The organism is Dyadobacter sp. HNCC25DJ187 (genome assembly GCF_056895255.1).
In genome coordinates this window covers 1,490,085-1,513,454 of record NZ_JBXHAT010000001.1, presented here as the reverse complement: position 1 = coordinate 1,513,454, position 23,370 = coordinate 1,490,085, and the positions used below count along the sequence as shown (strand labels likewise).

At 42.7% G+C, this 23,370-nt stretch carries 24 protein-coding genes; 15 read left to right on the top strand and 9 right to left on the bottom strand.

Features of this window, described 5'->3' with window-relative positions:
- Positions 1 to 41: 41 nt before the first annotated feature.
- From AC1XUE_RS06295 to AC1XUE_RS06250, 10 genes are all read left to right on the top strand, one after another.
- Positions 42 to 1,121, top strand: a complete 1,080-nt coding sequence (locus AC1XUE_RS06295; protein ID WP_483355086.1) for a beta-ketoacyl synthase N-terminal-like domain-containing protein — start codon at positions 42 to 44, stop codon at positions 1,119 to 1,121.
- Positions 1,118 to 1,732 (top strand): hypothetical protein, encoded by a 615-nt coding sequence (locus AC1XUE_RS06290; RefSeq protein WP_483355085.1) that lies wholly within the window; start codon positions 1,118 to 1,120, stop codon positions 1,730 to 1,732. The genes AC1XUE_RS06295 and AC1XUE_RS06290 overlap by 4 nt, the downstream gene beginning before the upstream one ends.
- Before the next feature lie 30 nt (positions 1,733 to 1,762).
- Positions 1,763 to 2,032 carry a phosphopantetheine-binding protein gene (locus AC1XUE_RS06285; RefSeq protein ID WP_483355084.1) on the top strand — a complete coding sequence of 90 codons (270 nt, stop codon included), beginning with the start codon at positions 1,763 to 1,765 and terminating at the stop codon, positions 2,030 to 2,032.
- A gap of 27 nt (positions 2,033 to 2,059) precedes the next feature.
- Positions 2,060 to 3,244, top strand: a complete 1,185-nt coding sequence (locus tag AC1XUE_RS06280) for a beta-ketoacyl-[acyl-carrier-protein] synthase family protein (RefSeq protein ID WP_483355083.1) — start codon at positions 2,060 to 2,062, stop codon at positions 3,242 to 3,244.
- Between the two features lie 14 nt (positions 3,245 to 3,258).
- Positions 3,259 to 4,224, top strand: a complete 966-nt coding sequence (locus AC1XUE_RS06275) for a beta-ketoacyl synthase chain length factor (protein WP_483355082.1) — start codon at positions 3,259 to 3,261, stop codon at positions 4,222 to 4,224.
- Positions 4,214 to 4,984 carry a polysaccharide deacetylase family protein gene (locus AC1XUE_RS06270; protein WP_483355081.1) on the top strand — a complete coding sequence of 257 codons (771 nt, stop codon included), beginning with the start codon at positions 4,214 to 4,216 and terminating at the stop codon, positions 4,982 to 4,984. Before AC1XUE_RS06275 ends, AC1XUE_RS06270 begins: the two co-directional genes overlap by 11 nt.
- Entirely contained in the window at positions 4,971 to 5,600 is a 630-nt protein-coding gene (lolA2, locus tag AC1XUE_RS06265; RefSeq protein ID WP_483355080.1) for a flexirubin biosynthesis/transport protein LolA2, read from the top strand. The genes AC1XUE_RS06270 and lolA2 overlap by 14 nt, the downstream gene beginning before the upstream one ends.
- An 88-nt stretch (positions 5,601 to 5,688) precedes the next feature.
- The gene (locus AC1XUE_RS06260; protein WP_483355079.1) at positions 5,689 to 6,045 is read left to right on the top strand and encodes an ApeI family dehydratase; all 357 of its coding nucleotides are present in this window, start codon (positions 5,689 to 5,691) and stop codon (positions 6,043 to 6,045) included.
- 37 nt (positions 6,046 to 6,082) lie between these two features.
- Positions 6,083 to 7,240, top strand: a complete 1,158-nt coding sequence (locus tag AC1XUE_RS06255) for a DUF2062 domain-containing protein (RefSeq protein WP_483355078.1) — start codon at positions 6,083 to 6,085, stop codon at positions 7,238 to 7,240.
- 266 nt (positions 7,241 to 7,506) lie between these two features.
- Positions 7,507 to 10,131, top strand: coding sequence for a sodium-translocating pyrophosphatase (locus AC1XUE_RS06250; RefSeq protein ID WP_483355077.1), 2,625 nt, complete (start codon positions 7,507 to 7,509; stop codon positions 10,129 to 10,131).
- A gap of 211 nt (positions 10,132 to 10,342) precedes the next feature.
- Here the strand turns inward: AC1XUE_RS06250 and AC1XUE_RS06245 are convergent, their stop codons facing one another.
- Positions 10,343 to 11,200: a dienelactone hydrolase family protein gene (locus AC1XUE_RS06245; protein ID WP_483355076.1), complete on the bottom strand. Its 858-nt coding sequence runs from the start codon at positions 11,198 to 11,200 to the stop codon at positions 10,343 to 10,345.
- A 229-nt stretch (positions 11,201 to 11,429) separates the two neighbouring features.
- Between AC1XUE_RS06245 and AC1XUE_RS06240 the strand changes: the two genes are divergently transcribed.
- On the top strand, positions 11,430 to 12,662 hold the full coding sequence (locus AC1XUE_RS06240; RefSeq protein WP_483355075.1) for a multidrug effflux MFS transporter: 1,233 nt from the start codon (positions 11,430 to 11,432) through the stop codon (positions 12,660 to 12,662).
- Positions 12,663 to 12,664: 2 nt separating this feature from the next.
- Here AC1XUE_RS06240 and rihA read toward each other — a convergent pair whose 3' ends face one another.
- The 3 genes from rihA to AC1XUE_RS06225 are packed head-to-tail and all read right to left on the bottom strand — an operon-like array spanning position 12,665 to position 15,131.
- The gene (gene rihA, locus AC1XUE_RS06235; RefSeq protein WP_483355074.1) at positions 12,665 to 13,603 is read right to left on the bottom strand and encodes a pyrimidine-specific ribonucleoside hydrolase RihA; all 939 of its coding nucleotides are present in this window, start codon (positions 13,601 to 13,603) and stop codon (positions 12,665 to 12,667) included.
- Between the two features lie 12 nt (positions 13,604 to 13,615).
- The gene (gene rbsK, locus AC1XUE_RS06230; protein ID WP_483355073.1) at positions 13,616 to 14,512 is read right to left on the bottom strand and encodes a ribokinase; all 897 of its coding nucleotides are present in this window, start codon (positions 14,510 to 14,512) and stop codon (positions 13,616 to 13,618) included.
- On the bottom strand, positions 14,505 to 15,131 hold the full coding sequence (locus AC1XUE_RS06225) for a class I SAM-dependent methyltransferase (protein ID WP_483355072.1): 627 nt from the start codon (positions 15,129 to 15,131) through the stop codon (positions 14,505 to 14,507). Before AC1XUE_RS06225 ends, rbsK begins: the two co-directional genes overlap by 8 nt.
- Before the next feature lie 162 nt (positions 15,132 to 15,293).
- On the opposite strand from AC1XUE_RS06225, the gene AC1XUE_RS06220 reads away from it, so the two are divergent.
- On the top strand, positions 15,294 to 17,060 hold the full coding sequence (locus AC1XUE_RS06220; RefSeq protein WP_483355071.1) for a DUF885 domain-containing protein: 1,767 nt from the start codon (positions 15,294 to 15,296) through the stop codon (positions 17,058 to 17,060).
- Positions 17,061 to 17,171: 111 nt separating this feature from the next.
- Here the strand turns inward: AC1XUE_RS06220 and AC1XUE_RS06215 are convergent, their stop codons facing one another.
- Positions 17,172 to 17,417, bottom strand: a complete 246-nt coding sequence (locus AC1XUE_RS06215; protein ID WP_483355070.1) for a hypothetical protein — start codon at positions 17,415 to 17,417, stop codon at positions 17,172 to 17,174.
- 217 nt (positions 17,418 to 17,634) lie between these two features.
- On the opposite strand from AC1XUE_RS06215, the gene AC1XUE_RS06210 reads away from it, so the two are divergent.
- Complete coding sequence (locus AC1XUE_RS06210) at positions 17,635 to 18,912, top strand: PQQ-dependent sugar dehydrogenase (protein ID WP_483355069.1); 1,278 nt, start codon at positions 17,635 to 17,637, stop codon at positions 18,910 to 18,912.
- 38 nt (positions 18,913 to 18,950) lie between these two features.
- On the opposite strand, the gene AC1XUE_RS06205 is transcribed toward AC1XUE_RS06210, so the two are convergent.
- From AC1XUE_RS06205 to AC1XUE_RS06190, 4 genes are read right to left on the bottom strand one after another with little or no spacing between them, the layout of a single operon-like run.
- Positions 18,951 to 19,544, bottom strand: coding sequence for a peptidylprolyl isomerase (locus AC1XUE_RS06205; RefSeq protein ID WP_483355068.1), 594 nt, complete (start codon positions 19,542 to 19,544; stop codon positions 18,951 to 18,953).
- A 22-nt stretch (positions 19,545 to 19,566) separates the two neighbouring features.
- Positions 19,567 to 20,331 (bottom strand): SDR family NAD(P)-dependent oxidoreductase, encoded by a 765-nt coding sequence (locus AC1XUE_RS06200; RefSeq protein ID WP_483355067.1) that lies wholly within the window; start codon positions 20,329 to 20,331, stop codon positions 19,567 to 19,569.
- A gap of 54 nt (positions 20,332 to 20,385) precedes the next feature.
- On the bottom strand, positions 20,386 to 20,826 hold the full coding sequence (locus AC1XUE_RS06195) for an acyl-CoA thioesterase (protein WP_483355066.1): 441 nt from the start codon (positions 20,824 to 20,826) through the stop codon (positions 20,386 to 20,388).
- A 19-nt stretch (positions 20,827 to 20,845) separates the two neighbouring features.
- The gene (locus AC1XUE_RS06190) at positions 20,846 to 21,631 is read right to left on the bottom strand and encodes a 3-keto-disaccharide hydrolase (RefSeq protein WP_483355065.1); all 786 of its coding nucleotides are present in this window, start codon (positions 21,629 to 21,631) and stop codon (positions 20,846 to 20,848) included.
- A gap of 248 nt (positions 21,632 to 21,879) precedes the next feature.
- Between AC1XUE_RS06190 and AC1XUE_RS06185 the strand changes: the two genes are divergently transcribed.
- Positions 21,880 to 22,371, top strand: a complete 492-nt coding sequence (locus AC1XUE_RS06185) for a hypothetical protein (RefSeq protein WP_483355064.1) — start codon at positions 21,880 to 21,882, stop codon at positions 22,369 to 22,371.
- A 77-nt stretch (positions 22,372 to 22,448) separates the two neighbouring features.
- Positions 22,449 to 23,363: a ThuA domain-containing protein gene (locus tag AC1XUE_RS06180; RefSeq protein ID WP_483355063.1), complete on the top strand. Its 915-nt coding sequence runs from the start codon at positions 22,449 to 22,451 to the stop codon at positions 23,361 to 23,363.
- Positions 23,364 to 23,370: the final 7 nt, after the last annotated feature.

Genomic DNA, 23,370 nt, shown 5'->3' with positions numbered 1-23,370 from the left:
GTTTGAAATCGCGCAAGTCGCACATCCGGTTTAATAAAATCATGATTTATATAGGTGCAGAAGAAATGATCAGTCCGCTCGGTAATACTGCGGAAGCGAATTTTTCTGCACTCGTTGCCGACTTATCTGCAATTTCACTATTACCGGGAGCTGGATTTAATAATACAGATCTCCATTTAGCCAAAATTCCTGACCTCAAACCTATACAATCTTTCGAAAACCTGGTTGTTGCGGCGTTAGAGTCAATAGCGGGGAAGATAGATGGCGCTATCATGCGATCCGACCGAACGCTGGTTATACTCAGTTCTACCAAAGGAGGACTTTATGATCAGATTCAGGATCCTTTCAAATCCATTCTTGAAGCTCTTATTTCGAAGTTTAAGCTGATTCATATGCCTGTTGTTGTTTCAAATGCCTGTATATCAGGAGTTTTGGCTATTAATGCTGCGGGGAATATGATTAAAGCAGGTTTTTACGATCATATCATTGTGATTGGCTGCGATGTGATCACAGATTTTGTCGTATATGGCTTTCAATCTTTGTTTGCTATCAGTGATAAGCCTTGTATGCCATTCGATCAGCAAAGGGCTGGAGTGACACTGGGTGAAGCTTGCAGTGCCGTTCTGATATCAAATACCGCAGCCGTATTTAAACAAAAACCCTATACACTACTGGGGGGAACATCCGCAAATGATGCCAACCATATATCCGGTCCGTCCAGGACTGGTGAAGGTTTATACAGAAGTGTGAACAGAACTTTGGAAAAGAACGGAGTTGCTCCTGATGAGATAGATTTTATCTCAGCGCATGGTACCGGAACGCTGTACAACGACGAAATGGAATCCATAGCTATGGAAAGACTTGGCATGACATCGATCCCGTTAAATAGTTTTAAAGGATATTTTGGACATACACTCGGAGCAGCCGGCGTGTTGGAAACGGCTGTATGTTTACAAATGATGCGAAACAGCAAACTAATTAAAAGCCGGGGTTATAATAATCCGGGAACATCTGTACCGCTTCATATCGTTACCGAAACCAAATCAGCCTCATTGAACACCATCTTAAAAACTGCCTCGGGTTTCGGGGGTGGAAATGCCTCCCTGCTTATCCGTGAATGAAAAATTTTATAACAACATATTGTCATATTTCTGCCGAAACCTGCTCAGTTAATGGTAAGGTGGTTGCTCATTCAGATCATACATCAGAAGATAGCTGGCTAAAGCAATTGTATCGGTTCAGCGGACAAACATATCCAAAGTTTTATAAAATGGATATGCTCTCTCAGATAGGTTATCTGGCGGCTGTACTGATCAGAAGCAACCATCCGAATCAGCTTTCTGAATATGCTGACGACGACATTGCATTGGTATTTGCCAACCGGTTTGCAAGTGCAGAAAGTGATATTCGCTTTCAGAAATCCTATCAGGAACAGAAAACACCAAGTCCGGCCATGTTTGTATACACCCTCCCCAATATCGTAATGGGTGAAATAGCCATTGCCAACAAATGGTACGGTGAAAATATGTTTGCTGTTTTACCTAAATTTGATGCTGAATGGTACGTTAATTATGCTAACGTACTTTTGAGTTCAGATTCGAAAGCAGTGTTGGGTGGATGGATAAACATCAATGCAGAGAAGCCTGAAGCTTTTGTTTTCCTGGTAGAGGCCAGGGAGATAGGAGAGGAGTATTCTGCGCATCATTTGCGGGAGCTCTCAGGTTTGGATTAGACTTAGTACTTACAAAATATTTTTCCGCGAATGGACAGATTGAAAGAGGATTTAAAAAAACAGATTATTGAACAGCTGAACCTTGAAGATGTTCAGGTTGAAGATATTGATGATGATGCCCTGTTGTTCGACGAACAAGGGCTGGGACTTGATTCCATAGACGCACTGGAACTCATTGTATTGCTTGAAAAATATTACAGCATTCAGGTTACCAAGCCTGAGGAAGGTAAAGAAGCATTTCGATCTATCAATTCCATGGCAGGCTACATTCGCAATAGACAAGGCGAGACTGCTCTTTAAATTCTCAGGTCTGACCATAATTAATTCATGGGTGTTCAAATTACAGGTATTGGTATAGTTTCTGCGATTGGATTGACCGTCGGGGATAATCTGGCTTCGTTGCAATCAGAAAAATCAGGGATTGCCCCTGTTCAGTATTTAAAGGAACGTCTTGGATTGCTGGTTGGAGAGGTGAAAGCCAGCAATTCTGAACTGATCGATAAATTAAACATAGCCAACCCCAACATATCGAGAACTTCGTTATTAGGCTTGTCAGCAGCTCGCGAGGCTTGGGGTAACTCATCGCATCATTCGGATATACGTACAGGAATCATTTCCGCCACATCTGTGGGAGGTATGGACCGGAGCGAAGGATTTTACAGAGATTTTCTGAAAAAGAATAATCCGGATTATGAGACGTTACTTTGTCATGACAGCGGTACTACTACTGAACGAATTGCAAAAGAACTTGGGATTTCCGGTTATATCAATACGCTTTCTACCGCATGCTCATCTGGTATAAATGCAATTATGCTGGGAGCCAGGCTGATTCAGCAACATAAATTAGATCGTGTTCTGGTAGGAGGAGCAGATGCGTTGGCAAGCTTCACCATAGCCGGTTTCAGATCACTCATGATTTACGACGATGCCTGGTGCAGACCATTTGACGAATCTCGAACCGGATTAAATCTGGGAGAAGGTGCAGCATTTCTATTGCTTGAGAATGAGAAAAGCACATCCATCTCTGGTAATCAGTCACTTTGTTATGTAAATGGCTGGGCCAATGCAGCAGATGCCTACCATCAGACAGCTTCATCTCCTGATGGTAAAGGAGCCACATTAGCCATTCAGAAAGCCATTAAACTCTCAGGCATCAAGCCTGAGGATATCAGCTATGTGAATGCACATGGTACTGGGACAAAAAACAACGATTTATCGGAATCTGTGGCGCTGAAAAATGTCTTTGGTAATGCCATTCCGCCATTCAGCTCTACCAAACCCTTTACTGGTCACACGCTTGCAGCTGCAGGCGCAATAGAATCGGTGTTTTCGGTACTGGCTATTCAGCATAACCTGATCTATCCAAGCCTGAACTTCAAAACCCCTATTGCAGAAGCCGGACTGGTTCCTGTTAGTAAGCTTATTACAGGTCTTCAGATCAATTCGGTTTTATCCAATAGTTTTGGCTTTGGTGGAAACAATTCTTCTATTGTATTTTCAAGTACCTTCTAAAATCAACAAAGACATTGTTCTATATCTCAGCAGCTTCCGGTATCACACATCAACCCACGTTTAAAAACGCAGGTTTTTCTGATTCACTGGAAACGATTTCTACAGATACGGAGCTGATCAGCCCGAATTATAAGGATTATATTGATGCTGGTTTGCTTCGGCGTATGAGTAAAATCCTACGCATGTCTGTAGCTTCTGCAAAAGAATGTATACAACAAGCCGGTGATGTAGAGCCAGATGCTATCGTGGTGGGCACCGGTCTGGGATGCCTGCAGGATACCGAAAAGTTTCTGAATACATTTCTAACGGTGGAAGGTTTGTTGCCACCCACTTCTTTTATTCAGTCAACACATAATACCATAGCAGGCCAGATTTCCCTGAGTGTAGGAAATCATGGCTATAATATGACACATACTCAAAATACATTGTCGTTCGAACATGCTATGATAGATAGTATGATGCTGCTTTCAGAAGGGAGTGAGTATATATTAGTAGGTGCAGCAGATGAACATATACCATTTCTGAATTCGGTAGCACAGGAGCTCGATATTACCTTGCCAGTAACGATGACTTCCGGATCCTCGTTTTTCGTTTTGTCAAAGGAAAAATCTGATCGAACCTTGGCTGAGGTGGTAGAAGTCGAAGCGTTTAGTCAGGTAAACGAGTTGACTCCGCATCTGGACTCTTTTTTAAAATCTAACGATCTTCAGCCTGAGTTCCTTGATTTGATTTTGTTTTCCGGGCTGGATCTGGACGCGTGCGGACAAGTGCTTGCATATCTTACTAAAAGGGGCGTTGACGAAGAGAAAATTCAGGATTATCTGGTTTACTCAGGAATATATCCAACTGCATCGGCGTTCGCTCTCCATTATGCGGTGGATCAAATCGGGCAGGATACTTCACTGAAAAATGTGTTGATCTGTAATTGCATGAATCGAAAAAATCTGGGACTCACGTTAATTAAATCCATTGAAGCATAATATTGTCACATTTGTAGTACTGACCGCCATTGTAATCAGTAGCGTTGTCTTTCTGGAAACAAGCTTTCTATGGTTTGTCGTTGGAGCTCTTGCATTCCTGTATCTGGTCATTGTTGGGTATGGATCATCTCAAATTAAGGCCAATTATTTTATCAACTCCATTAACAGAGGTAACAAAAAATCTGTTGCATTGACATTCGACGATGGACCTGATCCAAAGTGTACGCCGAAGATTCTGGATATTCTCAGAGATAAGAACATACAGGCTACATTTTTTGTGATAGGGAAAAAGGCGGAGCAATATCCTGAAATTGTCAGGCGAATGGATGAGGAGGGGCATATCGTAGCCAACCATTCATATAGTCATCATTATTTTCTGCCATTCTTCTCTTCATCTCGGTTGGGGAAAGATTTGAGTAAGTGTAATGAAGTCATTGAACAGATCATCAATAAGACGCCATTGCTTTTTCGTCCGCCATTTGGCGTGACAACGCCCAGATACGGTGCAGCCACCAAGGAGAATAGCTTGTTATCAATTGGTTGGTCGTTACGAACGATGGATACACGAGCAAAAACCAAATATAAGGTAATTGACAAGGTGATTTCCAAACTTAAAAAGGGAGATATCATTCTTTTGCACGACCGCCTGAGCGTAACCTGTGAGGCGCTTCCCGATATCATTGAACACATTGCCACACGTAAACTGACAATCGAACCGTTACCAGCGGTGATCAATAAAAAAGCGTATGCAGAAAGTTAGTTGTCTCTTATTTCTTGTACTGAGTATTTGGGTAGACGCACATGCTCAGACTTTTAAGCCAGTGTCGGATCCGGCTAAGATTCTGGCAGGCTTAAAAAAATCTTCTGAGTCCGCTACTTCGGTTCAGGCTGACTTTGAAGAGGAAAAATTCATGGCTGTATTAAAAGAACCACAGCGTTCTTCCGGCGTTTTTTACTACAGAAAAAATGATAAGATGCGTTGGGAACAGCAAAAACCGACAAAATATATCATTCTGATTGATGGCGATAAATTGCGCGTACAGGAAAACGGGAAAGAGAAAAATGTAGGGCAGGCAGGGAGAATGGCGGCACAAATACGTAATCTGATGCTGGGCCTGGTGAATGGTGATTTTCAGAATTCGAAGGATTTTAGTCAAAATGTTTCCGAAAGTGCTAATGCTTATCAGATTAGTTTGACGCCAGTGAACAAGAGGTTGAAAAGTATGTATAAACAGATCGATCTTGTGTTCTCGAAAACGAGTATGAGATTGAAAGATCTGACATTTTACCAAAAAGATGGTGACCGAAGCATGATGAAGTTCAGCAATGAAAAGATAAATCAGCCAATTGCTGATCGCATTTTTTCAGAATTGTAAAATGGTTTTCTGCTCTTGATCAGTATACCTGAAAAAGTTTCTCCATGCTGAAAGCCAATTGCTGACAGCTCTTAAAATCAGATAGAAAGTGTTCCTGAACGATTTATTTTCCATACAAGCGATTACACAAGATAATGGTCTTATTACGGCAGAAATCTCTTTGAATGCTAAGCATGAGATATATAATGGTCATTTCCCTGGTGCTCCGGTAACACCGGGAGTGGTTCAGCTGGAGATTGTGAAAGAGATTCTGCAGGTTTTCCTGAAACGTAAACTGCGAATGAAAGTCATGCGGACTTGTAAGTTTTTACAAATCATTAATCCACAGGAAACAGCTTCACTTACAATTTCAATTAAATTTACTGAAGGTGAGCAGCTTGAAGTGGTAGCGTCAGGCCAGAGCATGGAACATACTTTCTTCAAGGCGCAGCTTGCTTATATCTGAGATTTCGTCGGACATATTCTTTACAATCACATCCATAATGACACTGAGAGATATCAACTGTTGCGTACTGATTCCTACTTACAACAATCAGAAAACGTTGCAACGTGTCATTGAAGGCGTATTGGAATATGCCGATGCGAAAGATGTCATAGTCATCAATGATGGCGCTACAGATGGTACTGCTGGTATTCTTGCCGGCTATGCCAACCGTATACATGTATTAAAAAATGAGCCCAATCAGGGTAAAGGATTTTCACTTCGAAAGGGCTTTAAGGAAGCGATCAGACGGGGTTACGATAATGCAATAAGCATTGACTCCGACGGTCAGCATCTTCCCGTTGATATACCACTTTTTATAGAGGCGGCTCTGGCGCATCCGGGAGCATTGCTCATGGGATCCAGAAACATGCAACAGGAGGGGGTTCCGGGCAAAAGCTCTTTTGGTAATAAGTTTTCCAATTTTTGGTTCTGGTTCGAGACGGGACTGACTCTGCCAGATACTCAAACCGGATTCCGGCTTTATCCATTGGCACCTTTAAAAAAAACCAGGCTTTTTACTACTAAGTTTGAAACTGAGATCGAAGTAATCGTCAAACTGGCCTGGAAAGATGTTGCTATTATTCCGATCAACATCAGAGTTATTTATGACAAAAATGAGCGGGTTTCCCACTTTCGGCCCTTTCGTGATTTTACAAGAATCAGTATACTCAATACCTGGCTGGTAACACTTACATTGCTATGGTATCTGCCACGTCGTGTTTTTCTGTACGTAAAAAAAAAGGGTCTTTGGAAACTGATCAAAGATGAAGCGTTAAAACCTGAAGAAGCTAATATCAGTAAAGCAGCTTCGATCGGTTTTGGCTTTTTTATGGGAATTGTGCCCATATGGGGTTTTCAATTATTGGTTGGAATTCCCTTAGCCATTTACTTCAAAATGAATAAGGTTCTGTTCCTCACTGCCGCCAATATCAGTATTCCGCCGATGATCCCGCTGATCATTTTCGGTAGTTACAAATTCGGTGGACTATTCTACCAGAACGGCGTACAGTTGTCTGATATCTCGGATTTGAACCTGGAATCTATACATGTTAACTTCGTTCAGTATTTTTTAGGCGGAACATTACTTGCTGTTGCCGCCGGACTAGTCGGTTTTCTTTCTTCATTACTGTTATTCAAGATCTTGCGGCGATCATAAAGCTGATTCTGCTGTTTTATTTTTCTAAATTTTTGAATCATACCTATTCAAGCTTCCACAGGGCAATTTGCCCTGTGGAAGCTTGTCATCTATCTTTTGTTCAGTATTTTAGGTTCTGTTGACGATTTTGATAAAAGTATTTTTCGTGAAATATTTATAAAAAACATTGAAATTGATCTAAAATAATGGTTTCTGAATTTTGATATGAGGTGTCATTCTCTATATTTACGTGATTTTCAACTATTAACATAATTAATTGAACGCGCATGAGTAACATTACGTATTTGGTTCCGGCGTTGGGCATTATTGGCTTGCTGGTTATGTTTTTTAAAAGAGGATGGGTTGTTCGTCAGGACAGCGGTACTCCCGAAATGAAAGAAATTGCAGATGCCATTGCCGATGGAGCGCTGGCGTTTTTAAAAGCAGAATGGCGGGTTTTAATCGTCTTCGGTATTGTTGTCAGTATTCTGCTGGGTTATTCCGGCACCCTTGTTGAAAATTCCAGTGTATTTATTGGCGTTTCGTTTTTAATTGGTGCATTTGTTTCTGCCTTTGCGGGATACATCGGGATGAATATCGCTACCAAATCCAACGTGCGAACTACTCAGGCAGCACGAACCAGTCTTACCAAAGCTTTGGAAGTATCGTTTACTGGCGGCTCCGTAATGGGAATCGGCGTGGCCAGTCTTGCAGTGATTGGTTTAGGTGGATTATTTATAATTCTCTATTCTGTTTTTGTGGGCGATAGTACCGATGTGAATGGATTGGGTATGGAAAAAGTGCTGGAAGTTTTGGCAGGCTTCTCTCTGGGAGCTGAATCCATTGCCCTTTTTGCACGGGTAGGAGGAGGGATTTATACAAAAGCTGCGGACGTAGGAGCCGATCTTGTGGGAAAGGTGGAAGCCGGAATTCCCGAAGATGATCCACGTAACCCCGCTACCATTGCGGATAACGTAGGCGACAACGTAGGTGATGTAGCCGGTATGGGGGCCGATTTGTTCGGTTCTTATGTAGCCACAATATTGGCTACAATGGTGTTGGGTCGTGAAATCGTTACTCAGACAACGGATCATTTCGGTGGCATCGCGCCGATCCTGCTACCGATGGTGATTGCCGGTGTCGGATTAATTGCCTCGATAGTGAGCATGCTATTAGTACGTATAACTAACGATCAGGGCGACGTACAGGGAGCGCTTAACCGTGGTAACTGGGGATCTATATTGTTGGTATTGGTAGTGAGTTATCCGCTTACCATCTGGATGTTACCTGAAGGCGTACTGAGTATCAGAGGGGCGGAATTTACATCTATAGACGTATTTTGGGCAATTTTGCTGGGCTCAATTGTAGGGGCGATTATGTCTACTGTTACTGAATATTATACTGCTATGGGCAAGCGTCCTGTTCAATCTATTGTAAATCAGTCTTCAACCGGACACGCTACCAATATCATTGGCGGACTTTCTGTAGGAATGGAGTCAACCGTGATTCCTACACTTGTATTGGCGGCGGGTATTTTTATCAGTTATGAATTTGCAGGATTGTACGGAGTTGCCATTGCTGCGGCAGGTATGATGGCGACTACCGCGATGCAGCTGGCGATTGATGCATTTGGTCCAATAGCAGATAATGCGGGTGGTATTGCGGAAATGGCATATCTGCCGGAAGAGGTGCGTGGAAGAACAGATATACTCGATGCTGTTGGCAACACCACGGCTGCTTCGGGAAAAGGCTTTGCTATTGCTTCAGCTGCCCTTACTTCGCTTGCATTGTTTGCTGCCTTCTGTGGTGTGGCAGGCATCAATTCCATTGACATTTATAAAGCCAATGTATTGGCAGGCTTGTTTGTTGGGGCAATGATTCCCTTCATTTTTTCTTCACTTGCCATTGCGGCTGTAGGACGTGCTGCCATGAAAATGGTGGAAGAGGTGCGTCGCCAGTTCAGAGAGATTCCTGGCATCATGGAAGGGAAAGCAAAACCTGAGTATGATAAATGCGTTGCTATTTCAACCGAGGCTTCAATTCGGGAAATGGTAGCGCCCGGTTTGATTGCCTTACTGGTTCCGGTTATTGTAGGTTTTTTATTTGGTCCGGAGGTGTTGGGTGGAACGCTGGCTGGTGTGACAGTCTCAGGTGTATTGATGGGTATTTTCCAGAATAATGCGGGTGGTGCGTGGGACAATGCCAAGAAGTCATTCGAGAAAGGGGCAGTGATCAACGGGGTAACATATTACAAAAAATCGGAACCGCACAAAGCAGCTGTAACAGGCGATACGGTAGGTGATCCATTTAAAGATACTTCGGGTCCTTCGATGAATATTCTGATTAAATTAATGTCCATCGTATCGCTGGTGATTGCGCCGCACATCGCAGAGACAAAGATCAGCCATGGCGATGAAGTGATTGAGGAGATCATTGAAGCAAATATCCCTGTTGTTGAAACTGCTGTGCTGGATTTGAATGGAACCAGGTTGAACATTGCGGCATCCGGCAATCCGGTGGAGTCATCACTGCTTGAATTCATTAAATCTGACCAGCCTGCCGACAAAGAAACATGGTTTGACTTTGATCGCCTGCTGTTTGAAACAGGCAGTGATAAACTCAAAGCTGAGTCAGAAGAGCAACTGGAAAACGTAGCGGAAATTTTGAAGGCCTATCCTAAGGTGCAAGTGAAGCTGGGTGGTTACACCGATAATACTGGTGACTCGGTTGCTAATTTGAAATTGTCCATGGATAGGGCTTCCTCCGTCAAAAAAGCTTTGGCAGATTTAGGAATTGACCAGGCTCGTCTGGAATCGGAAGGATATGGAGAAGAGCATCCGGTCGCGTCGAATGAGAGCGAGGAAGGAAGAGCTAAAAACCGCCGTATTTCGATCAGAGTTACAAAGAAATAGTATTTAAGAAGATATAAAACAACATAGCCTGCACGATGTAAAAAATCGGAGCAGGCTATGTTTTATTGTACATTTATCTGTTGTCTACTGATCTTCTTATACTAGAGTTTGCGGTCCGCCGCTTATCGAAGAGCAATCATGTGCAACCCTTAGACAGGCTCAGGCGACAGTAACTTATGGCTCAGGTTATCGGTTTCTTCAAATAAGCTCCTTACTTAAACTTCTTTTTCAAATAGTCCAGCGAAAGTTTATAAGCATCCGCAGTAGCAACAGGATCATGTTTTGGATTGCTTGGATTTGCAAAACCATGTACAGCATCATACATTTTGATTGTTACAGACTTACCAGCCGCTTTCATATCTTTTTCAAACTGAGCCACCACTTCCGGTGAAATGCCCTGATCCTGACTACCAAAAATACCGAGTACATCCGTTTTTAGTGTTTTAAGTCGCGCTATATCCTTTTCGGGAGTTCCGTAGTACATCACACATCCCACCGACTGTGCCTGTTCAAGAATCGCACTTTGCAATGATAACATACCACCAAAACACCATCCGATAGAAGCGATACGAGCCTTCTTGCCCGCATAATCAATAGCTCCTTTCTGTATAGCAGTAAGTCGGTCTTTTGAAGCGGATTGCATTAGTTTGCCTGCCTCTTCGCGTGTGGTACCTACCTTACCGTCATACATATCAACAGCCAGCACGTTCACGTCTCCAAGGTCCTTGTGAAGCTTTGCCGCTTCTTGTTTGATGTGGTCATTCAGTCCCCACCATTCCTGATAAACCAAAAGCCATTTGTCAGACTTTTTTGTTGATTTTAAAAGGAAGCCGGAAGCATCTTTTCCATCAGGAGCAGGGAAGGTAACGGTATCTCCTTCGCCTGTGTAGTGAAACGGTAATGGTACTTCGTGCAATTGCTGAAAGGCGGGATCAGCGGCCAGTGCAACCATGTCGTGACCACCACCTGCAGGCGTGTGACAAATCGGAATAATGTCAGCCGCCGGACGCTCCGCCGGTTTGTAAATATTCAGCAATAAGAAAGATAATAGTACAAAAACTACCTTCATAACCAATTGTGGGATTAGAGTTTAACAAAATAACATTCTAAATGTAATCAGATTTAAAGTGGTATTTCGGGAAGGATTATTAATACACGAAATTTTAACAATGAACTAAACTGTTGTTATGACAAGTTGTACGATATAATTATATTACACAAATGTTGTACTTATTAAAAAAGAGGAACTTAAAGCACTTTTTCAACCGTTAAAGCTACATTAAGTTCTATTTCAATCCATGAGTCGTAAACGTTATTCTTTCATTATTCTAATATTGGGTTCATTGGCTACGGTCAGCCCTTTTTCGATTGACATGTATCTGCCAGGCTTTCCTACAATAGCGAAGGATCTGGGTACAACTATTGATAAGGTGCAGCTCTCGTTAACGAGCTATCTGATCGGGATATGTTTGGGACAAGTGATTTATGGTCCGTTGCTGGATCGTTACGGAAGAAAGAAACCTTTGTATGTAGGCCTTGTTTTGTATGTCTTGGCCTCTATCGGCTGTGCTTTTACCTCTTCGGTAGACTCCCTGATCACCATGCGGTTTTTCCAAGCGATGGGCGGTTGTGTAGGTCTGGTTGCTTCACAGGCGTTGGTGAGCGATATATTTCCTTCTAATAAACGCGCAGAGGTTTTTTCTATGATTACGTTGGTGATTGCGGTATCACCGATGATTGCGCCTACAGTGGGCGGATACGTTACAGTTGGTTTCAGCTGGCATTGGTTGTTTATTATTCTTGCTGGCATTGTGACGTTGATGATTGCGGGAATTTACTTTTTTCTTCCGGCAGGGCAATTGCCAGATGAGAGTGTATCACTTAAACCTAAATCTGTACTTGGAAGCTATTACACGGTAATCAGTCAGCCTCAGTTTTTGATCTATACGCTTGCAGGTGGTTTGGCAACCGCGGCACCCTTCGCTTATATATCTGGTTCAGCGGATGTATTCATGAATTTATATAAAGTCACTGAACAGCAATACGGCTGGATTTTTGGTTTGCTTGCTTTTGCTATGATTGGTTCCACTCAGCTAAATCACTTTTTGCTGAAAAAATTCAAGAGTCAGGAAATCATTCAGTTTACACTCATCTATCAAAGTATAGTTGGTATTTTACTGATTGTCGGCGTATATAACAATTGGTACAGCCTTCTTGGGCTCATCGGGATGATGTTTATTTTCCTGACCGGACAGGGGTTAACTGGCCCGAATACCTCAGCACTTTCGCTCGCACCTTTCAGAAAGCACACCGGAAGTGCATCAGCTTTAATGGGAAGCTGGAGAATGGGAGCAGGGGCAATCATTTCTGCCATTGTAAGTTTTCTTCACAATAATACCGCCATGCCCATGGTGGGCATGATGGCGTTCTGTTCTATCGGTGGATTGATTATTCTCTATTTTGGCAATAATGCAGTTTTGCAACGTGCTTCCCGCGGTGAAGTAGAGGATCAGGTTTCAGTGTTGTTGTGAGGTTACGGTAAAGTACGAATCGCTTCATAAAGCATGTGTATATACCTGTCACGGTCGATGTCATACACAACTTCCACATTCGGCTCTTTACCGGTCACATTATAAAAGTCTACTACAGTAGTGCCAGTCGTGAGCGTTCCGTTGGTTTCCACATCTACGTAGCAGGATTTACTCCTGAACATCTCCGGTTCAATCAGCCAGGCAATGGCACACGGATCGTGTAGGGCAGCACCACCATCGAGCTCCGTGCGGTTTTCTCTGTAAAATATGGAGAAGAAATCCATCAAATCTGCGGCTGCCTTTCCTGTATTGTTTCCAACAGAGCGAAGTAGTTCAATGTCTTTCTGGAAAACCAACGCTTTATGCGTTACATCCAGTCCGCACATGGTGATCGGTATACCGCTTTTAAAAACAATCTGTGCAGCTTCAGGGTCAGCAAAAATGTTAAACTCGGCGAGCGGCGTCATATTTCCTCTGAAAATGCCGCCACCCATTAATGAAATACGTTCAATCCGATCTTTCAAATGTGGGTAGGCTAGCAGAAAAGTAGCGATATTGGTAAGTGGTCCGGTTGGAACCAGTATGATTTTATCAGGCGAGTTTGAAAGAATCTCTGCAATTCCTTCCACCGCCGATTTGCTCTCAGGCTGAAAGGCGGGAGCGGGTAGAGCTGGCCCATCCAAACCGGTTTCACCATGTACATAGTCAGCAATAATCAGGTTTCTGAACAGAGGTTTTTCCGCACCTCGATAAACGGGAACGTTCGTCGCTCCAATGAGTGTCAACAACTTGAGTGCATTACCCATTGTTTTATCTTGTGTCTGGTTTCCGGCCGACGTGGTTACTGCCTTCACATCAAATTTGCCACTTCCAAACGCGAGCATGAGCATCAAGGCGTCGTCATGACCAGGATCACAATCTATAATTACTGGTATTTTCATCATCATGACTGTTTATAATACTTCTTTCAAATAGGGTGCTGAGCTCTGGGCACCCATACGTGTGACAGAAATGGCTGCGGCTTTGGAAGCAAATACTGTGGCAGACCTCAAATCCTTACCCTCTGCCAAGGCAGTAATGAGTGCACCGTTAAATACATCTCCTGCTGCGGTGGTGTCCTTTGCTTCCACTTCGAAGGCAGGTATTATCTCCTGTATGTCATCATTGTATACAAATACGCCTTTCTTTCCCAGCGTAATCAGCACATGTTGAACACCTTTTTTTGACAGCACTTTTGCGGCCTGTTCCATTCTTTCGGACGAGTCAGGCCAAATTCCTGTAAGCAGGTTTGTTTCCGTTTCATTCGGCGTAATCAGATAAACCTTTTTGAGTAAATCATCACTAAGTTTTGCAGCTGGTGCAGGATTCAAAATCACTTTGACGTTCATTTCCACACAATTGTTTATAGCAAATTCTACTGTTTCGAGTGGGATTTCCAGCTGTATCAGTGCATAATCGACTTCCGTAAATGCTTCATGTGGGATATCATCTGATTTTAAAGCCATGTTCGCACCCGATGCAACCACAATTTGATTTTCTCCTGATTCTGATACGGTAATCAGTGCGACGCCCGATGCGAAATCTGGTGTCACAGTGGTATAGGAGATATCTAATCCTTCTTTTATAAATCCTTGAATCGCCTGCTGACCGAAAATGTCATCTCCGGTTTTGGTAATGAAACGAACATCAGCTCCCAGCCTGGCTGCCGCTACCGCCTGATTCGCTCCTTTTCCTCCCGGATTCATTAAAAATGAGCCACCCAATATAGTTTCACCTGGTTTGGGGAAGGAAGTTGTTTGGACAACCATGTCGGTATTGGAACTTCCTATGATCAATATTTTTTTACCCATTTCCTCTTGACCTTTTACGGATAGATTTTTGATCTATCAAAATACCCAATCCATGATGGTGAGGATAATTATAGCTTTTATGGCCTGTTTTTTTTGCAATATCTATAACTGCTCTTTTAACCTCAGGGAAACTCTCTGTATCGTGGAAAATGGTACAATCGCTGTGTTGAGCAGCCCAGAGCCCGCATTCGAAAGTCTCTTTATAATTGTGGACGATGTCTACATGTGCGAAATCGTATCTGGATTGATCATGAGCTATCCAATCGCGGTAATCGGATTTGATCAGTTCGATATTCTCGAATCTTTGCAGCGATTCCTTGGTCTTTTCGTAATGGGCTTCCTTGTTGGTGGTATGTTCATCGCCCTCAAAAGTGTCAATGCCCCTGACGTGCTTAAAATAATTGGAGAACACAACAGATGAATAACCAAACTCCACTCCAAACTCAATACAACGATTCCGTTCCAGACCAAAACGAAGGATGATGTCTTCAATAATCTGTTCTAACCCCTTCCATGCAGAAGGAATGTCTATCATTTTTTCCGGTTGTGACAACTTATTAGGATGATATTCCCGAAGATCAGTGAGAAACTGATTTTTAACCAGTGTAAGAAAATCCATTTTGTATGTATCTTAATTTTTTTCAAACAACACAATGCGTTGCCCAAGTTACAATTAATTTTGAAACCGCTACAGTAGGTAACGCCAGGGATATGAATTGTGTATTTCAGGCAAAAGCTTTACCTTTTAGTCTTCCTTTTTACCCAATTACAAAAACAACCTATGCTTAAATCTGTGATTTTTGCGGCTATGCTGTGTGTGGCCCTGCAATCCTGTAAACAATCCTCTACGGACGAAACGGCTGCGAGACCAGTTAAAGAGGTATTTGCCAACTATTATGAAGAGCGCCTTCCGCTTTATCCTCTGGAGGCGACAATGAATGGTGATAACCGTTTCAATGATAAAATGTCCGATGAATTGACACAGGAAGGTAAGGCCAAACTGAGAGCATTTTACAAAAAATACCAAGCTGAACTTGCAAAGTATGATCGGGAAAAACTATCTGCAGAAGAAAAGGTAAGCTGGGATTTGTTGCAATGGGAATGTAGCATCAATCTTGAAGGACTAAGCTTCCCGACAGAATTACTTCCCTTGAACCAGATTTTCTCAACACATCTGATGGTAGCGCAAATGGCTGGTGGTACAAGTCTACAGCCATTTAAAACGGTAAAAGATTATGAAAACTGGCTGAAACGTGTGGATGGATTTGTTGTGTGGTGTGATACGGCGGTAGTCAATATGAAAAAAGGAATGAAGGAAGGATATGTATTACCTACTCCTTTGATTAAAAAGATGATTCCGCAGTTGCAAGGAATGGATCACGGTCCTGTAACAGAACATTTATTTTACGCACCGGCTAAAAATTTTCCGGATTCTTTTTCTGACGAAGAAAAGGAGAGATTACAGAAGGAGTATACTGCTATGGTGGAAGCCAAAGTAATCCCGACCTTTAAAAAGCTACACGAATTTGTCAAAGTAGAATATCTCCCCGCTGGTAGATCCACTTCGGGTTTTGATGCTTTGCCAAATGGTAAAGCGATTTATGATTATTTTATCAAATATTATACAACGACTGAAATGTCTTCTGATGAAATTCATCAGATCGGACTCCGTGAAGTAGACCGTATTTCGGCGGAAATGGAAAAGGTGAAGGAACAGGTGGGTTTCAAAGGTGACCTGAAAGCCTTCTTTAACGATGTACGGAATAATAAGAAGCTGATGCCCTTTACGAAACCTGAGGAGGTGATTGCGAATTTCAACAGGATTCATGAGGTAATGAAGCCGAATTTGAAAAAGCTATTTGATCTTACACCAAAATCGGCCTTTGAGGTAAGAAGGACTGAGGCCTTCAGAGAAAAATCTGCGTCGGCAGAATACAATCCAGGACTGGCTGATGGTTCTCGTCCGGGAGTGTTCTATGTTCCTGTTCCTGATGCGAGAACATATAATGTAGTGTCTGATGAAAGTCTGTTCCTGCATGAGGCAATTCCGGGGCATCATTATCAGATTTCGTTACAGCAGGAAAACAAAGATCTTCCTGATTTTCGTAAAAATCTTTGGTATAGTGCATATGGAGAAGGCTGGGCGTTATATTCGGAATCGTTAGGTAAAGAACTCGGATTGTATACGGACCCTTACCAGTATTTTGGTATGCTCAGTGCTGAAATGCACCGGGCCATTCGTCTTGTTGTGGATACAGGATTGCATTCAAAAGGTTGGACGCGTGAGAAAGCAATACAGTACTCTTTGGATCACGAGGCTGAATCTGAAGAAAGTATTACAGCTGAAATTGAGCGCTACATGGCTGGCGGAGGACAAGCTTTATCCTATAAAATCGGTCAGTTGAAAATTCGTGAGCTACGTTCGAAAGCAGAAAAGGAATCTGGGAGCAAGTTTGATGTTAAAGCTTTTCACAATCTGGTATTGGAATCGGGATGTGTGCCTTTGAAATTACTTGAAGACAAGGTGAATCACTGGATAGAGAAGTAGTAAATCAGCGCGGTCAAAGATGACTGATATCAAATAGTTGTATTGAAAGGACAAAAAAATTGACCCTCCGATGGGATGGGTCATTTTTTGTCGGAGATGATCCGGATATGATTAAAGGTCGTCGTCGTCGTCAAGCTCTGAATCGAGTTCTTCCGAATCGTCGTCAGCCAAATCATCCTCAGTGTCCTTATCTCCCCAGCGGTCAACGTCTTCATCAGCCAGTTTTTCTCGTCCTAAAAATTCAGGATCGATTTCTTCATCTTTCAGGCCACGACGAAAAATGTCATCCGATGCCGGAAAGTCTCCGGACAGGTCGTCATCATAAAAATCGTCATCATCGTCACCAAATGGTCCCATGTCGTTTCAGATTTTAGTTTTAATAATTAATTGTAAAGAAGATTTTGGCTGCAATTTAATTCAAGGTTTAGAAATTGTATAGAACTGTTGTAAAAAACTATGTATGTTTTTTCAGCATGAAAATAATCCTCGTTGCTAATTGAGTATTAACCTATGCATTCAGAGCTTTTTAGAATGTTCGTACTTATTAAAATCTGGTATCCGTTTTCTGATTTATATGCAAAAGATATTTTTACATTTTTCAGCACTGCTGTCATTATCCACCTGTATTTCTGCTTTTGTCCTTCTGGATGAGGGCCCCGGACGAGCTGAACGTACTATCCAGCCTGCCATTGAAGCAAATGATCTTAAATTACCTGCCGGTTTCAGCGCACGCATACTAGGTGCCGACCTGGGACCTACAAGGCATATCGCTATTGGAAAAAACGGGGATATTTATGTGAAGCTTTCAAAGCTGAAAGATGGTAAAGGGATGTATCTGTTACGGGATACGGATAAGGACGGAGTAATCGATGAAAAAAAGCTTTTTTCCGATTATCCGGGAACGGGTATTCTCATCAGAAATGGTTACCTGTATAGTTCCTCGAACAGCGCGATTTACCGTTACAGGCTGAACGAAAAGGAAGAAATTATCGATTTCGACAACCCTGAGAAAATCGTAGAAGGATTATTGGATCATGGCAGAGATAATGCAAAGCCACTAGCCATGGATAAGCACAATAACCTATACGTGACAGTGGGATCTTACAACGATAATTGTCGTGAGGCAGGCAGCGGCAAAGGCATGTCGCCATGTGCGATTCTGGATTCAGCGGGTGGCATATGGAAGTTCAGGGCTGACAAAGCAGGACAAAAATTTTCTGATGGTGTTCGATATGCAACGGGTCTGAAAAATGCAGTAGGTATCGACTGGGATCCAAAATCGGATGCACTTTATGCTACGGTACACGGAAGAGGAAAGTTTGACGACTTCTATCCGCAATATTACACTTCAAAACATAGTGCTGAATTACCAGCTGAAACCTTGTATCGTTTGAAAGAAGGAGATGATGCGGGCTGGCCTTACATTTACTATGATCAGTTTCAGAAAAAGAAAATGCAGGCCCCTGAGTACGGAGGAGACGGCAAGAAAACCGGCGGTGAGAAGGCCATTGATCCTGTAGCTGCATTCCCGGCTCACTTTGGACCCAATGCGCTGATGTTCTATACAGGCAATATGTTTCCTGCCAGATACAAAAACGGAGCATTTATTGCATTTCACAATATGGCTCCTGAACTTAAAAAGGGTTATCTGGTTGCTTTCGTGCCGTTTGTAAACGGAAAGGCAGGCAAATGGGAGGTTTTTGCAGATAACTTTGCAGGAACCGATCTGGTAAAACCTACCGGACCTATTCAGCACAGGCCATGCGGATTGGCACAGGGCCCGGATGGCGCGCTTTACGTAACTGACGACCTGAACGGAACTGTATTCAGAATTGATTACAAGAAAAAGTAAAACAAAAATCCCGGCACATGCATGCCGGGATTTTTGTTTTATTTCGTAGAGAAGCCAGTGTAGCCTTTTTTGATCAGTTCCTTTTTTGACATTTTGATCACATTCACATCCAACGGAATAGGTGTCAGTGGTGTGTCGGTAGAATCGGTTTTTACTGTCACAATTTTGTCTACTACGTCCATCCCTTTGAAAACCTGTCCGTAAACGGTATATTTATCGTCCAACCTGGCTAAGCCTTTTTTATCCTGAACGATGTATATCTGACATCCTGCTGATAACATTTCCGGATTATCATCCCGGCCTGCACCTACCGCTCCATACACGTGTCTGATCTTACTATTGAATTCAGGTTTGAGCAGGTAAGGCGATTGTGAAAATCCCTCAGGCGTATCAGGACAGCCACCCTGTGCCACGAAATTATTGATCACGCGATTGAAGGTGAGCGAATCCCAGTAATTCTCATGAGCAAGTTGTATGAAGCTTGCCTTATGGTTGGGCGTTTCATCATAAAGCCAGAAAAGGATCTCGCCCATGGGAGTCTTGATCTGCCCTATATCATAGGTAGTTTCTCGCTGTGCGAACGAAGCAAAACAGGTTGCCAGAAGCATACCTGTCAGTAAAATGTTTCTCATTGTATAAAAAGGAGTGGATAACTTACAGACTCATTCCGCCATCTACGAAAATATTCTGTCCTGTTATAAAGTTACCAGCTTCCGAGCATAGCAGCAAAGCTACGGCCGCACAATCTTCAGGTTGTCCTATTCTTCCTGAGGGAGTTTCTAATCTCTTTTCTATTCGCTCTTCGCTCTCAGGGACATCCTGCTCGATACGAGGCGTGCCGATTACACCAGGTGCCAGATTATTGACGGTGATCCCCTTATCAGCAAAATGCATAGCGAAATTCTGCACGAGATTAAGTACAGCAGACTTGGTTGCTGCATAAATGATCATGTTGGGATGTGGCTTTATTTGCTGCACACTACCAATGGTCACGATTCGTCCCCATCCATCAGCAAGCATTTGTGGTGCTATTCCTTGAATCAGTTGAAAAGTTGCTTTAAAATTGGTTTGGATCTGTGTATCAAAGTCTTGGTCTGTTACCAGTTCCCATTCACGGGGAATTTGTACCGACGCATTGATGACAAGTATATCAATCCTTTTCGTGATCTGATAAAGTCTCTCGATGAAGTTGGAAACTGCGTCCCGCTCCGACAGATCACTTTCAATTAGTTTAACATCTACACCAAATTTCCTGATTTTTTCGGCGACTGCTTCGGCTTCGTCATTGTCACTTCGGTAATGAAGGATAATATCTGCACCGGCTTCCGCAAATGCAGTTGCGATCCCCTCTCCAATTCCCTGGCTGGATCCTGTTACAAGGGCCGTTTTACCTTTTAGGTTGAATTTTTTATTGAGCATAGTTAGTGGCGTTTTTTCTTCGCTACCATTATTTCTATGCCCGAAACCCTGCAACTATAAGTTTTTACTTTCAAATTGGTGAATTTGCTCTCGTAACTCAGTCGGAATAGAGACGCTCCGGTTGTTTTGATAATCAAAAACAACCATCGTAGTATATCCGGTTGTCATAAAGAGCTCTTTACCTTCAATAACTGTTGTAATTAAATAACTAATATCAAAGCTCTTATTTCCCATCTTAGAAACGCGGACTGCGATACACGCTGGCTGTGAATAGATCAGTGGTCTCAGATAATCAACATGAGCACTGGCTAGAATGACTCCGGTTTCTTGCCAATTCCAGGCGCATACATGGTGCAGGTAACCAATACGTGCCTGTTCAAAATAGGTAAGGTATACCGCATTATTGACATGACCCATTTCATCCATATCACTCCATAGTATATCCAGATTTATACTGTATCGGTATCTTGCTCTTTCTTCTTGCTGATTTAGCATATGAATATAAATACCAGGACTAAAAATCTGTATTCGCACCAGGAATGTTTTCTTCCTTGATCCAGATGTTGCGGTAGAGTACATCGTGGCCTTCCGACTGCAGCTTCAGTCCCCCAGGACGATCCGTAATTCCTTTTCCTTTGTCATTCCCGCCGTCAATACCTGAGTTAGGTCCTCCCCAAACCTGCGCGATGTGGTGATTGGTGTGTACTTTTTTACCATTAAAATATAAAGTTACTACAGGTTTCTCTACCAGTTTGCCATCTTTAAAACGGGCTGCTCTGAACAAAATATCGTAAGCATTCCATTTACCTATTCCGTTATAGGCATGATAAGGTGAAGCAGTTTCGTTGATGATAGCTGCCATGCCATGAGACGTAGTGTCCCCATCAAGGACCTGAATCTCGTATCGGTTCTGCAAATAAACCCCGCTGTTACCTCCGGGCTTGGTGATCAAAAACTCAACATGTGCACGGAAATCGCGGAATTCTTTTTTTGTAACGATATCAGCGGATCCATACAAACCTCCCGCTGAAGCAGGATCGTTGCAGTTAATGACAGTGCCTTTGTCCACCGGATCTTTCACGACCGTCCATTTGATAGGTGCTTTTGCTGCAAAACGTGGCCCTTCCCAGTAAATCCATTTTTCATCAAGCATTTTTCGACTTCCATCCAGATACATCTCTGCACCCTTAGGGGCCCGGGTTCCAACACCTGTTTGGGCCCAGGTACTAATATTGGCTCCAATGAGAAATCCGATGATAATTAAAATACCTGCCTTCTTGAAATTGACAAAGTGATTCATTGTTTTATAGGTTAGGATCATTGCAAAGAATATTGTAAGAATTCCTGAATATAGTTATAAGTTAGAAAGTGAGCTATTGGATATCAATATATTGTTTAAAGTGTAGAAGTGCATCTACAACTTTTCTATATGGATTAAAACGTACACTCTACAAATACGGAACGTATAGTAATTGTCTTATTCTTTTAGGTTGTGGTATAATTCTTATCCAATTCGCTGTTGAAATTTTATTAAAATGGGATGAGCGTATGGAAATTATTAGCAACAGAAAGCAAGATGCCGGAACCGTAACAGGAATTTTTGCAACGAAAGAGGATGCGGAAGTGGCATATAACAGTTTGTTAGAGATGGGCTATGCGCCTGAAGAAATCATATTGATGATGTCAGAGCATACAAAGGAAAGGTTTTATAACGATGCATTGCCTGCGGGATATCAGCTTTCAGGCTGTCCGGGAGCTGACAATCCGATACAAACTGCCATTCGATTTCTGGGTAGGTTCGTTGCATTTCCCGGCGTCGCGATGATGGTAGTTGGGAACCTGCGTGATGGTGGGATCAGGGCAATGGCCAGATCTGTAATGTCAGATAAATATGCCCAGTTTTTTAGAACAAAAATTAATGAAGGCGAGATTGTGATCGACTTTCATCCGCACTCGGTGAAGGAGAGAAATTTAATTCGTGCTATCTGGGAGAAATGCGGAGGACTTCCATTAATAAGAAGGTCCGGCAGAGCAGCCTAGTTGTTGGCGTGGTTTTTGTCCCTGTTGTATCTAACAATACAAATTTTAGAAACAGTCAGAGGTTAAAAACTAAAACAATGGTTGCAAATCAAAGATGGATTCTGTCAGGGCTAATATTGGTAATAGGGATATCCGCATTCGTGTGGAGGGCAGTATCCCCACCAATCCCTATGAAGGATAAAGGCCCAAAGCAAATTGTATTTATTGCTGGCGGCGACAGCCACGGAAAGGGAGAACATGAACACAAAGGTGGAAGTACCCTATTGGCGGAGAAATTCAAAACTGCATATCCTGGTGCAGAAACATTAGTTATACAAGGCTGGCCTGATGATCTTACACCACTCAAAGAAGCGAGTACCATAGTGGTATTTTGCGACGGCGGTGATGATCATTTGCTTGCACCTCACCTTGCAAAACTCGATCAGATTCTGGCAAAAGGTACCGGATTGGTGATGTTACATTTTGCATTGGAAATTCCCAAAGGAGAAGGCGGACAATATTTTCAAAAATGGATAGGTGGGTATTTTGAAACGCATTGGTCAGTAAATCCCATATTTACTGCACGTTTCGACTCAATCCCGAAACATCCTATTACCAATGGTGTATCCCCATTTGAAATAAAAGATGAGTGGTATTATCATATGAGGTTCGCAAATCGTATGAATGGCATTACTCCGATTTTGCAAACACTGCCTCCTGAATCTACCCTTCAGTTGGAAGATGGCTCCCATTCCAACAATAAATTCGTAAGGAAGGCTGTCCTGGAAAAAAAGGAACCGCAAGTGATGGCATGGGCCTACGAAAGGCCAGCAATAGGCAGAGGTTTTGGATTCACAGGGGCGCATATGCACGCTAACTGGCAAGATGAAAATTTCAGAAAACTAGTACTCAATGCGGTTGCATGGACTGCCCAAATGCCGGTTCCTGATGAAGGTGTGACTTCTGCAAAGCCTACAAATGAGGAGTTGGAAAAGCTTAGCAAACAGATCTGATGAATCA